At 40.8% G+C, this 11581-nt stretch carries 11 protein-coding genes; 8 read left to right on the top strand and 3 right to left on the bottom strand.

Features of this window, described 5'->3' with window-relative positions; genetic code table 11:
• Window positions 1–37 precede the first annotated feature (37 nt).
• Window positions 38–1501 (top strand): threonine synthase, encoded by a 1464-nt coding sequence (gene thrC / locus J3U91_RS08030; protein WP_002819359.1) that lies wholly within the window; start codon window positions 38–40, stop codon window positions 1499–1501.
• On the opposite strand, the gene J3U91_RS08025 is transcribed toward thrC, so the two are convergent.
• Complete coding sequence (locus tag J3U91_RS08025) at window positions 1498–2877, bottom strand: aspartate kinase (protein ID WP_002819358.1); 1380 nt, start codon at window positions 2875–2877, stop codon at window positions 1498–1500. The genes thrC and J3U91_RS08025 overlap by 4 nt on opposite strands.
• A gap of 121 nt (window positions 2878–2998) precedes the next feature.
• On the opposite strand from J3U91_RS08025, the gene purR reads away from it, so the two are divergent.
• From purR to msrA, 6 genes are all read left to right on the top strand, one after another.
• Window positions 2999–3853, top strand: coding sequence for a pur operon repressor (gene purR, locus J3U91_RS08020; protein ID WP_002819357.1), 855 nt, complete (start codon window positions 2999–3001; stop codon window positions 3851–3853).
• Entirely contained in the window at window positions 3840–5120 is a 1281-nt protein-coding gene (locus J3U91_RS08015; protein ID WP_002819356.1) for a bifunctional UDP-N-acetylglucosamine diphosphorylase/glucosamine-1-phosphate N-acetyltransferase GlmU, read from the top strand. The genes purR and J3U91_RS08015 overlap by 14 nt, the downstream gene beginning before the upstream one ends.
• 99 nt (window positions 5121–5219) lie before the next feature.
• Window positions 5220–5786 (top strand): ECF-type riboflavin transporter substrate-binding protein, encoded by a 567-nt coding sequence (locus J3U91_RS08010; RefSeq protein ID WP_002819353.1) that lies wholly within the window; start codon window positions 5220–5222, stop codon window positions 5784–5786.
• A gap of 5 nt (window positions 5787–5791) precedes the next feature.
• Window positions 5792–7480, top strand: a complete 1689-nt coding sequence (locus tag J3U91_RS08005; protein ID WP_002819352.1) for an ABC transporter ATP-binding protein — start codon at window positions 5792–5794, stop codon at window positions 7478–7480.
• Window positions 7477–8313, top strand: a complete 837-nt coding sequence (locus J3U91_RS08000) for an energy-coupling factor transporter transmembrane component T family protein (RefSeq protein WP_002817612.1) — start codon at window positions 7477–7479, stop codon at window positions 8311–8313. The genes J3U91_RS08005 and J3U91_RS08000 overlap by 4 nt, the downstream gene beginning before the upstream one ends.
• A gap of 11 nt (window positions 8314–8324) precedes the next feature.
• Window positions 8325–8867 (top strand): peptide-methionine (S)-S-oxide reductase MsrA, encoded by a 543-nt coding sequence (gene msrA, locus J3U91_RS07995; protein WP_002819351.1) that lies wholly within the window; start codon window positions 8325–8327, stop codon window positions 8865–8867.
• Window positions 8868–8880: 13 nt separating this feature from the next.
• On the opposite strand, the gene J3U91_RS07990 is transcribed toward msrA, so the two are convergent.
• A complete protein-coding gene (locus tag J3U91_RS07990; protein ID WP_002819350.1) occupies window positions 8881–9558 on the bottom strand; it encodes a YczE/YyaS/YitT family protein in 678 nt (225 codons plus the stop codon).
• A 44-nt stretch (window positions 9559–9602) separates the two neighbouring features.
• Window positions 9603–10997, bottom strand: a complete 1395-nt coding sequence (locus J3U91_RS07985; RefSeq protein WP_002819348.1) for an MFS transporter — start codon at window positions 10995–10997, stop codon at window positions 9603–9605.
• Between the two features lie 128 nt (window positions 10998–11125).
• Between J3U91_RS07985 and J3U91_RS07980 the strand changes: the two genes are divergently transcribed.
• Window positions 11126–11560 (top strand): hypothetical protein, encoded by a 435-nt coding sequence (locus J3U91_RS07980; RefSeq protein WP_002819347.1) that lies wholly within the window; start codon window positions 11126–11128, stop codon window positions 11558–11560.
• Window positions 11561–11581 lie beyond the last annotated feature (21 nt).

The following is an 11581-nucleotide window of genomic DNA, read 5'->3' as shown; positions in this document are numbered from 1 at the left end:
CCGGCTCGCTTTCTGCTATTATGTCGGCAGAGGTTATATGAAATTTCAAAGTACACGCGGACAAGCAGCGATTGTTGATGGGGCTGACGCCCTTATCAACGGATTGGCACCGGACGGCGGACTTTATGTACCGCTTGTTTTTCCAACAATTGATTTTGATTGGGAAAAATTGCAGGATGAGAATTATCTTCAGATTGGTCAATTAATTCTTTCGACTTTTTTTGACGAATTTTCAAATAACGAAATAACTGATTTTTTGAAATCGGCTTATCGGGATTTTGATGATTCAAAAATTGTTGAAATCCATCAGCTTGATGACAAACGAAATTTATTGGAATTGTTTCATGGACCGACTTTGGCTTTTAAAGATATGGCGCTCTCCCTTCTACCTTATTTATTGACTGCGGCTGTCAAAAAAAACGGCAGTTCAAAGACAATGGTTATTTTAACGGCAACTTCCGGTGATACCGGTGGTGCGGCTTTAAAGGGTTTCAATGATGTCCCGCAGACAAAAATTGTTGTTTATTATCCGTCGGTTGGTGTTTCCAAATTACAACGTCAACAGATGACGACAGCTGACGGAAAAAATACTCACGTGGTTGCTGTTACTGGCAATTTTGACGATGCTCAAAAAGCGGTTAAAAATCTTTTGACGGATCATCGGTTGGCTCAAAAAATGTCAGCAGCTTCGCTTGGTTTTTCCTCTGCGAATTCTATTAACATCGGTCGTTTGGTACCTCAAATCATTTACTATGTGTATGCTTATGCTCAATTAGTTAAGAATAATCGCCTATCGGCTGGTGAGAAATTGGATATAAGCGTTCCGACTGGTAATTTTGGTGATATCCTGGCTGCTTACTGGGCCAAAAAACTTGGTGTCCCAATTGGAAAATTGACCGTTGCTTCTAATGCCAATCATGTTCTGACCGACTTTTTTGCAACCGGAATTTACGATGCCGATCGCTCCTTTCAAGTTACCAGCAGTCCGGCAATGGATATTCTTGTTTCCAGTAATTTGGAACGGCTCTTATTTGACATTGCCGGTTCCAAAGCGGTCGCCGCTTGGATGAAAGACTTGACCGACAAGCGTCGATATCAACTCGATGATTTTTCTTTGAGCAGACTTCAGGATTCTTTTAATGCGGCGTTTGCCGATTCCAAAACAACCGCTCAAACAATTCAGGAAACATTTCAGCAGAATAATTATTTGTTGGACCCTCATACAGCGGTTGCTGTTTCTGTTAACAAAGATTTTCCAAGCAATAGGCAACAACTGATTGTTGCAACAGCCAGTCCCTTTAAGTTTTCCGAAACTGTTTTAAAAGCGCTCGGAAAAGAATCCGACAATGATCCACAAATGAATTTGAATCTCATATCTGATTTGAGTGGCCAAAGAGTTCCTTTGGCGATTAGCGGACTTTTCGATAAAAAAATTATTCATACAAAAAAATTGGCAATCAAAGATTTGCTAACCGATTTGAATGAAGCTCTCGGAATTTAAAGCTCTTTTTTAGGATGGCCGTTTTCAAAGTGATCGTTATAGATTGCTTTAACGGCTTTTTGTTCGTCTTCCGGACGAACGCCAAGCATAATGGAAATTTCCGAAGATCCCTGATTAACCATCGTTAAAGAAATTCCGGCATCTCTGATCGGATCAACGATGTCGGCCATTGCGCCAACTCGATTAACCAAACCTTCGCCGACAACCATAATGATTGCGTAGTCGTTTCTCCATTGAAGATCGTCCGGTTGAATTTCGTCTTTAATTCTTTGCGTCAGTTTTTCTTTGCGACCATTTGTTAACTGGTTTTTATCCAAAATAATCGTCAAATCATCGATTCCCGAAGGCATATGCTCATAGGAAATATTCAAGTCGGCCATGATTTTTAATATTTTAGCGGTAAAACCAACTTCCCGGTTGATTAAATAACGGTGAAGATAAATGGCTTGAAAATGATGCGAGCTGGCGATCCCAGTAATTTTATTTTTGTGGGAAACCTTGTCGCGCGGAACAATCTTTGTTCCGGGCATTTCCGGACGGTTCGTATTTTTTACGCAGATTGGAATTTTTCCTTGAATTGCCGGCAGAATCGCTTCGTCGTGAAAGACGGCAAAACCCGCATAACTTAGTTCCCGCATTTCGTTATAGGTCATCTCTTTAATTGGTGCCGGATCGGCTACCAAACCAGGATTAACGGCATAAATCGAATCAACATCGGTAAAGTTTTCGTATAAATCCGCTCCAAACCCGCGAGCCAAAATTGCTCCAGTAATATCGGAACCCCCACGTGAGAAGGTATTAATCAAACCGTTTTTCGTGATACCAAAAAAGCCCGGGAAAATAAGTACTTCGTTATCGGTGAATTTTGTTTTGGCGATTTTTGCGTAGGAACCCGGCAGAATCTGTGCTTTTCTTGCTTCGCCGCTGACTGTTAAGCCGACTTCTTTTGGTGTAAGAAGACGGGCTTTTAGCCCAAGCTGTTTGAAGATAAGTGTTATCAGGTGGGCTGACATATTTTCGCCTTGGGCTGATAAAGCGGCTCTAAAAAAATCATTGGACGGGTAATCTGCCTGGGCAACTGAATAGAGGTGTTCTTTTAGCTGCTCGATTCCCGACCTTGGGATTTTAAAGAAATCGCCAATCGCCTGATAGCGCAGAAAAATTTGTTCATAAATTTGAGCTGTTTTTTCCTCGTTTAAAATTGCTTCGGCCAATTTTAGGAGAAGATCGGTAATTTTAACATCGCCCTTAAAACGTTTTCCCGGTGCTGAAACAACGACGATTCTTCTTTCCGGGTCGCTTTTTACAATTTGAAAAACTTTTCTGATTTGCACGCCACTGGATAACGAGCTTCCGCCGAATTTGACAATTTTCATAAGCCTTATTCTAACCGAATTATATGAAACTGCATCGAAAGTATTTTGAATAATTGACGAATGTTCGGAATTTGCTGGTATTAATCCTTTTTTTTAGTAGAATATTAGCGAAAGGACATTTATGAAAACACCTCGAGCTGAACGTTTAGTAGATATGACCCACTATCTTGTGGAAAGGCCGCGGACACTTGTACCGTTGACTTTTTTTGCTAACCGCTATTCTTCGGCTAAGTCATCAATTTCCGAAGATTTAACAATTCTAAAAAAGACCTTAAAAGAGCGTGGCGTTGGACTCTTGGAGACAATTCCCGGAGCTGCCGGCGGGGCCAAATTCTATCCTTATATTTTAGAAAGAGAAGCTGACGAGTTCGTCAATGATATGCTCAAACAGGTTAATGACGAGACGCGGGTTTTGCCAGGCGGTTATGTCTATCTTTCCGATCTTTTGGGCAAACCATCGGTTTTGCGCCAAGTCGGCCGTTTAGTTGCAACAGAGTACTTAAATACTGATATCCAAGCGGTTATGACTGCCGCAACCAAGGGTGTTCCAATGGCTGCAGCCGTTGCAGAACAATTAAATGTACCCTTTGTGATTGTTCGTTCCGGGGAAAACAAAGTTACCGAGGGCCCAACTGTTTCGGTCAATTATTTAACTGGTTCTTCCAAGCATGTTGAAAAGATGGAATTATCGCGGCGGAGTCTGCCAACCGGTTTGAATATTTTAATTGTCGACGATTTTATGAAGGCTGGCGGCACGATTAATGGTATGAAAACACTCGCAAAAGAATTTGATTTCGATGTCAAAGGTGTTGCGATTTTTGCCGAGGGCCGGGCTCAGGAACGCCAAGTCGACGATTTTACTTCATTACTGCATGTTGATACCAATCTTGATTCCGGAGAAGTAATCAAAGTTCAGTTTGGAAATTACAAACAGAACATTTTTCGGGGAAGGGAAAATAAGATTGTCAGAAGTTGATGTTGTTATTTTAGCGGCCGGCAAGGGCAGCCGTATGAAGGACGATCTTTCCAAACCGCTTCATAAAGTTGCCGGCCTGCCGATGCTTGAATGGATTTGCCGGGCAGTCAGGAAATTTAATCCGAAAAATATAATTGCCGTTCAGGGAGCTGACGAAGATTTTTCTTCTTATGTCGATGAAACGGTCGTTCAAAAAGAGCAGTTGGGTTCTGCGGATGCTTTGCGGTGCGCTTTTCCAAAAATCGATGCTGAAAAACTGATTGTTATTAATGCTGATATGCCTTTAATGACCGAGAACGCCTTGGTTGATCTGGTTGAAAAAGGAGAAGGCTTCGATGCAGCTTTGCTGACAGCCGATCTTAAAAAGCCTTTTGGTTATGGCCGCGTTATACCGGTTGGCGAACGTAATGTTGTTGAACAAATTGTCGAAGAAAGGGATGCAACTGCCGACCAGGAGAAATTGCATTTGGTTAATGCCGGTGTTTATCTTTTTCGTGCCGACTATATTAAACGTGCTATCAACAATGTGACGACCGATAATTCTCAAAGTGAGTATTATTTGACTGATGCTTTGCCCGGTGCCAAAATTGTTCAAGTTGCGGATTGGCAGGATATTCTTGGTGTCAACACTCAACAACAATTGGCAGCTGTTAGCAAAATTGCCCGTAAACGAATTAACGATCAAATAATGGCCAACGGCGTTACAATGATCGATCCATTGACAACCTATATTGATGCCAATGTTCTGGTTGGAACCGGAACCATCATTAAGCCGGGTACAGTCATCGAACATGATTCGGTGATCGGAGCTGAAAATGAGATTGGTCCATATGCTCACTTACGTGAAAAAACTGTGACCGGTATTGATGTTCATATTGGAAATTTTGTCGAAACAAAAAATGCCAAGATTGGTGATCATACTCATATTGGCCATTTAACTTATGTTGGCGATGCCGAGGTTGGCCAAGCGGTCAATATAGGTGCAGGAACAATTTTTGTTAATTACGATGGCAAAAATAAACATATGACCAAAGTTGGCGACCGGGCCTTCATTGGCAGCAACAGCAAGCTGGTCGCTCCGGTTGAAATTGCTTCTGAAGCGATTACAGCTGCCGGATCAACAATTACCGATAATGTTGATCGGCACGCCATGGGCATTGCTCGACAACGGCAAACGAATAAAAGTGATTTTTGGCAGCGAATGCCTCACGAGGATTTTGCGACCGAATATGATGCTAAACACGATCAAAGGGATGGCCAGCCTTGATTGCTAATATGTTTCTTTAGGCAATTAAAACGGATATTATTTTTGTTCAAAGTTTTAAAATTAGAAAAACAAAGATTTGAAAAATGAGAGGAAGAGATTATGTGGGGAAATAAAAAGAGTTTTATTAGTGTCAGAGATGTTGTTGCTATTGGAATCGGTACAGCGGTCTTTTTTGTTCTCATGCGTTTTTTGGCAATACCGACTCCTGTCTCGAATACGACGATCAATTTGGGCGAACCCTGGCTTAGTTTAATTGGAGCTATCTTTGGTCCGATTGTTGGTTTTTTGGTTGGTTTTATCGGCCATGCTTTGAATGACACAGCCTCTGGCTGGGGCGTTTGGTGGACTTGGGTTTTTGCTGATGGAGTTCTTGGCTTGTTATTGGGTTTAACAAAATCTCGCCTAAAACTGCAAAGCGAGCATTTAACGAAGAAAAAAATTATTTTTTTCAATATTTGGCAGGTTGTTTCCAACGCAATTGCCTGGTTTTTGATTGCTCCGCTCGGAGACATTGTTGTTTACAAACAGCCCGCTGCTAAAGTATTTTTACAGGGTATTTGGGCTGGAATCGGAAATATCGTTGCAATTGCGATCGTTGGAACAATTTTATTAGTTGCTTACAGTAAGACCAGAACCAGGTCGGGATCGTTAAAGTCTGAAGACTGATTTCTATGCCAGCTGTTACATTTAAAAACGTTAATTTCAAATATCGCGTTCAAAGCCAAGCCACATTGCATGATGTCAGCTTTGCTTTTGATTATGGGGAGAAAATTATTATTGCCGGGCCATCCGGCTCCGGTAAGACCACGATTGGCCATTTAATTAACGGTTTGATTCCACAAAGTTTTCCCGGGAATCTCGATGGTCAGATCTTGGTTAATGATCAGGATGTTTCTAAATTGGATATTTTCAATTTATCTTTTGCCGTCGCGACTGTCCTGCAAGATACCGATGCTCAATTTGTCGGCATGACAGTTGCTGAAGATGTTTCTTTTCTGCTTGAAAATGAAAATATCGATCATCAAACACTATTAAAAAAAACAAATCATTGGTTAACGGAACTGAATCTTCAATCGGTTAAGAATCATCATCCCCAAGAACTTTCCGGTGGACAAAAGCAGCGAGTCAGTATGGCCGGTGTTTTAAGTTCGGACAGCAAGATTCTTTTGTTTGACGAACCATTGACCAATCTCGATCCGGCTGCTGGGAGAGCGGCAATTCAATTAATCTCCCAACTACAGAAAAAGTTGAATTTAACGGTTATTATCATCGAACACCGTTTGGAAGAAGCACTTAAAATTCAGGCCGATAAACTGGTGATTGTCAGTCGAGGAAAAATCATTGCCAACGATACGCCTGATCGGGTCCTGCAAAGCGGGGTTGTTTCTCAAGTCGGACTTCGTGAACCGCTTTATCTGACCGCTTTAAAGAAAGCCGGTTTCGATCTGAGTTTGGAGAAACATTTGACAGATCTTTCTTCTTTGAATCAAGAATTGGTTAGCAAAAAAATCTCGAATTGGCTTAATACTCAAATTTCTGTTAAAAAACCAAATCCTGGTCAACCGATTTTATCAATTAAAAACTTGTTTTTTTCCTATCCGAAACAAAGCGTTTTTAAAGATTTCAATTTGGATTTTTATGCTGGTCAGATTACGGCGATTGTTGGTAAGAACGGTTCCGGAAAATCAACTTTTTCAAATTTAGTAACCGGTTTTTTAAAACAGGATTCCGGCCAGATTTTTTTCGATGGTCAAAGCTTGGACTCTCTGTCTGTCAAAGAGCGGGCTGATAAAATTGGTTACGTTTTGCAAAATCCAAATCAAATGATCAGCCAAAATATTGTCTTTGACGAAGTCGCCTACGGACTGAAATTACGCGAAGTTAATCCTGAAGAGATCAAAACAAGAGTTCGACGAGTATTGAAAATCTCTGGTCTTGATTCGATGCGTCATTGGCCGGTCTCGGCTTTAAGCTTCGGCCAAAAGAAGAGAGTGACGATTGCTTCTGTTTTGGTTTTGGAACCGCAAATTCTTTTATTGGATGAACCTACCGCTGGACAAGATTATCTGAATTATCGTTCGATCATGAATTTTGTTGCTTCTCTTAATCGTGAGCATCATACTTCGATTATTGTCATCACTCACGATATGCATTTAATGTTGGAATACGCTGATCGAGCCTTGGCTTTGGTTGACGGCAAGATTCTTGCTGATGATCGTCCAGCCGCGCTTTTGAGCAACTTGGAGCTTTTAAAAGAAGCCTCTTTGGCTCCGACCAGCCTTTATAATCTGGCCCGATTCAGTCAAGTCGATCCGATTAAATTATCGGAAAGACTTGTTGAAAGCGAGGCCGATTTATGAATAACAATTCTTTTAATCTCGCTTATCGGGATCGTGGCACCTGGTTGGACCGGGCCAGTGGAGCAACCAAACTATTAGCTTTTATATTTTTATCCGGTATTTCGATGATTGTCTTAGATACCCGTTTTTTAATTTTCCTCGTAATTCTTTCTTTAATTGTTTTAAAAATCAGTAGAGTTAAATTTTCCGAAGTTTCTTTTTTGATTAAATTGGTCGTCTTTTTTATGATTATCAATCTGTTGATGATTTATGTTTTGGCACCTGGTTATGGTGCTCAGCTTTATCACTCCAAGGATATTATTTTTGGTAGCGGTCCTTATGCTTTGACGAAACAGGAATTATTATATCTGGTTAATATTTCGCTCGAATATTTTGTTGCGGTTCCTTTGGCCTTGATATTTTTGTTGACGACAAATCCCTCGGAATTTGCTTCCGGTTTGAATCGGATCGGAATTTCTTATAAGATCAGTTACGCAGTTTCTTTGGCTCTTAGATACATTCCTGATGTCACAAAAGAGTATCAGCAAATCAGTCTTTCTCAACAAGCACGCGGCAACGAGATTTCTAAAAAAGCAGGCTTTTTTAAACGTTTAAGGGGTGCTGCTGCGATTCTTGTGCCCTTACTGCTCAGTTCGATTGATCGAATCGAATCGGTTAGCCAGGCCATGGAATTAAGGAGATTTGGGGCCAAGAAAAAACGCAGCTGGTATTTTGCAGAACAACTCAAAGCTGTCGATTGGCTGGTCTTGTTTATAGTCTTGCTAATTATGATTGGCGGGGTTATTCTATTGGTGGTTAATGGTGGACGTTTTTGGAATCCGTTCATCCATTAAAGGAGTTTATTATGGCAAATGAAATACAGACAGCAATCTTTGCAGGCGGTTGTTTCTGGTGTATGGTCGAACCTTTTGACTCGCTTCCCGGAATTATTAAGGTCCGTTCCGGATATACGGGCGGCCATGTCGATCATCCAACCTATGAGCAGGTTTCATCACATCAAACCGGGCATACCGAAGCAGTGAAAATTTGGTTTGATCCAAAAAAAATATCTTATGCCGAACTAGTTGACCTTTATTGGCAGGTGACCGATCCGACTGATGCCGGCGGTCAATTCCAGGATCGTGGCGATAATTACCGGCCGGTTATTTTCGTTAACTCTGATAGCCAGTACCAGACAGCCCTTTCGTCAAAACAAAAGTTACTTGATTCGGGGGTTTTCGGAGAAGACCCAATTGTTACCAAGATTGAAAAGGCTCAGACTTTCTGGGAAGCAGAAGATTATCACCAGGACTTTTATAAATACAACCAAGCACGAATGAAAGTTCAAGATGCTCCGCGCGAGGATTTTATCAAGGAACATTGGAACAAACAAAAAGCTGATGATTAATTCATCAGCTTTTTTATATTTTTGTTGGGTCGATATGCAATAGATGCTTAAAAAGATGTTTATCCCCCCAAGCGATATTGTTTCCCTGCAAAAAGAAACAATATATTGTTCCAATTCCATAACTCAGTAATTTTCCGGAAAATGCCCAGCAAATTAAAGAAATAGTAACGGCAAAGATGAAATTGGAAAGTTGCCCAAGTGGTGCCGAACCGCGAAAAAACTTAAAACGAGCGACGTTCGTCAAATTATCGAGCGGGTGTAGTACGAAATTAGCCCTTTGAATGACCGATACTCCGATCCCGATACACCAGATTCCAAATAAATCAACTATCAGTTTGGGAATCAAACTAAGTGGTGCAAGCAGGGGATGGAACAAATTGGCAAATTCAGCGACGAAAAGACTGAACAACAGACCAAAAATTACATTTCCGATTGCTCGCCGCCAATTGATTTTTTCGACCATAAACAGATTTATAACAGCCGCTAAAATTGCTTCAATCGCTAAAAAAAGCATTGTCGGCAGATGGGTTACATTGGCCAGATTAACAGCCGATGCCGACCAGGGAGCGGCTCCCAATTGGGCAGCAATCGATAATCCGTTTCCAAAAGAAATAATTGCCAGGGAAATAAAGAAGTAGGTGATTTTCTGTTTTAAAGTCAGCTCAAAATATTCCCCGTTCAAATAATACATATTTCTATTAAAGCACTAATCATTTATTCAAAAAAGCCAAGAAATTAATTCTTGGCGATATATTTGCTCAAAACCTGACGTCTGAGCATTCGATACAAAGTCAGCATCAGTCCGATCAAACTGAGAATACCGGCGAAAATAAAGCAGAAATGCATCGACTTAATAAAGTATTCCGGATGGCTTGGCAGATAATTGACAACCTGCCGGCCGGCTAAGCGACTCATACTGAGAAAAAGCATGGTTGTTGCGAAAGTATTTCCAACAATGAAGCCGACATTTCTCGCCAAAGCCATGACCGAGCCGGCGATTCCCAATAATGGCTTTGGCACAGTGCTCATTGTCAAAGCATTGTTTGGCGATTGGAAAACAGCTGATGCCAACCCATTGGCAATCAGGGTAATTATCAGCAGTATATAAGGCGATTTACCACCGATCGAAAGGTAACCGATTTGGCTGAGCGTTAAACCGGCTAAACCGATTAAAGTAATCATTTCTTTATCGAATTTGTCTCCAGCCCAACCTGAAATTGGCGAAAAAATGAAGTTGGTAATTGGAAAGGCCATCAGAATCAGACCGGCCTGACCGGGGGTTAATTTGCGCAAATCCTGCAGATAAAAGGGCATCAAAATGTTTGTATAGGAATTAATTGCAAAAACCAGAAAGGCGGTTATCAACGAAATCGAATATAATTGATTTTTAAAAATTTCTAGTTTGATCATCGGTTCTTTAAAGGCTGGTTCGACTTTTAGGAAGGCAACTAGGAGAATGATGGAAATGATCAAACCGGCGATTACCCAGAAGTCTCCAAAACCAACTGATTCGGCTGCATTGATCGCCAGGAAAAAGCAGGCGATGAAACCGAAAAACAAAGCTGAGCCGATGTAGTCTATTTTTCCATCAGGTTGGGAAATTGTATCTTTCGGAAAATATTTAAAGCCAATAAAAATTGCCAAAATCCCAACTGGTACGTTAACCCAAAAAATATATGACCAGCTGAGAAAATTTAGAATAGCTCCGCCGAGGGCTGGTCCGGCAATCGCTCCGAGAGAGACGAACATTCCGATTACAGACATCGCCCTTGCACGAATGTTCGGCGCGAAATTTGAAGTGGTGATGCCAAAGCTTGTTGACATCGCCATCGAGGCGCCGACGGCCTGAATTGCTCGGGATGCCAAGAGGAAAATTAGACCAAATTTGGAAATCCCGGCTAAAAAGGAACCAATTGTAAAAATGATTGTTCCGATTTTGAAGATTTTAATTTTCCCGTAGACATCGCCCATACGACCGAACAAAAGCAATAATCCAGAAATAACAATCAAGTACACGATGACAGTCCAAGTTGCCTGGTTTAAAGGTATTTTTAAGTCTTTTGAAATTGAGGGCAGAGCGATATTGACGATCGAACCGTCAAGGACGCTCATAAAAGTCAGCATGCCCAAAGCGACTAATATCCATATGTGATCTCTATCTAATTTGTTTGAACTTGTAAAGTTTGAATTTTGCACAACCAACATTCTAACATTTTGTTAGTATAAGTTGGATGACTGAAATTTTAGGACAAACAATATTGGATCAAATTGTCGATCAAAATTTTCCGCTGGCAAGTTTTCCTGCCGAAAAGTATTCTCAAGCAGTAGCTGATACTTTGGAAGGAAATTTTGATTTAGGCAAGATTAATCGCAGCGAAGTTAAGATTAATGGCGGGATTGAAAATGATGGCCAGACCATTTCTTTGGAATTGGCCCCTTATCCTTTGCCCCTTCGTTATATCAATGAATATAAAAAGTTAATTCATGTCGATCAGCAGATTGAAGTTTTCTCTTATTTGATCTTTGAATCAAATAAAATCAGCCGATCCAAACTGAAAATTGTCCAGCTTCCGGATTTAAAGGATTTGGATTCACAAATTCAAAACTTTTATGAGATTGAAAAAAATTGGAAAGCTCCAGAAGAAGACAATAAAACAATTGAAAAAGATGCAAAAACCTCCACGAAAAAGTGAAGGTTTTTATAATTGCTTGGT

The organism is Oenococcus oeni (assembly GCF_020510245.1).
Classification (GTDB): Bacteria; Bacillota; Bacilli; order Lactobacillales; family Lactobacillaceae; genus Oenococcus; species Oenococcus oeni.
Note: the sequence above shows the minus strand (reverse complement) of the source record. Positions and strands in the feature narration are given on the sequence as shown.

What these genes read in the sequence shown, in the direction of transcription:
- J3U91_RS08005 (WP_002819352.1), top strand. Translation starts at nt 5,792, where the DNA reads ATGCCAGCTGTTACATTTAAAAACGTTAATTTCAAATATCGCGTTCAA.
- msrA (WP_002819351.1), top strand. Translation starts at nt 8,325, where the DNA reads ATGGCAAATGAAATACAGACAGCAATCTTTGCAGGCGGTTGTTTCTGG.
- J3U91_RS08010 (WP_002819353.1), top strand. Translation starts at nt 5,220, where the DNA reads ATGTGGGGAAATAAAAAGAGTTTTATTAGTGTCAGAGATGTTGTTGCT.
- thrC (WP_002819359.1), top strand. Translation starts at nt 38, where the DNA reads ATGAAATTTCAAAGTACACGCGGACAAGCAGCGATTGTTGATGGGGCT.
- purR (WP_002819357.1), top strand. Translation starts at nt 2,999, where the DNA reads ATGAAAACACCTCGAGCTGAACGTTTAGTAGATATGACCCACTATCTT.
- J3U91_RS08025 (WP_002819358.1), bottom strand. Translation starts at nt 2,877, where the DNA reads ATGAAAATTGTCAAATTCGGCGGAAGCTCGTTATCCAGTGGCGTGCAA.
- J3U91_RS07990 (WP_002819350.1), bottom strand. Translation starts at nt 9,558, where the DNA reads ATGTATTATTTGAACGGGGAATATTTTGAGCTGACTTTAAAACAGAAA.
- J3U91_RS08000 (WP_002817612.1), top strand. Translation starts at nt 7,477, where the DNA reads ATGAATAACAATTCTTTTAATCTCGCTTATCGGGATCGTGGCACCTGG.